Genomic DNA, 222 nt, shown 5'->3' with positions numbered 1-222 from the left:
TTCGGCGGCGGACATCTGCCCGGAACACTCGGCACGGACTACACATACCCGACCCGGCAGGAGATCGATTACTACGCCGGCAAAGGCATGTCGGTCGTCCGGCTGCCGTTCCTCTGGGAGCGGGTGCAGCTCACCGCGAACGGCCCGCTGAGCACGAGCGAGCTCGGGCAGATGGACGGCGTCGTCGCGTACGCGGCGAGCCGGGGCCTGCAGGTGATCCTG

1 protein-coding gene is annotated in these 222 nt (G+C 68.5%); it reads left to right on the top strand.

Annotated features, from left to right (window positions below):
• On the top strand, positions 1–222 hold a 222-nt coding region (locus AX737_RS28710), incomplete at both ends, for a cellulase family glycosylhydrolase (protein ID WP_156454025.1).

Origin of the sequence: Methylobacterium sp. CCH5-D2 (assembly GCF_001556475.1) — a bacterium.
GTDB classification, from domain to species: Bacteria; Pseudomonadota; Alphaproteobacteria; order Rhizobiales; family Beijerinckiaceae; genus Methylobacterium; species Methylobacterium hispanicum.
Note: the sequence above shows the minus strand (reverse complement) of the source record. Positions and strands in the feature narration are given on the sequence as shown.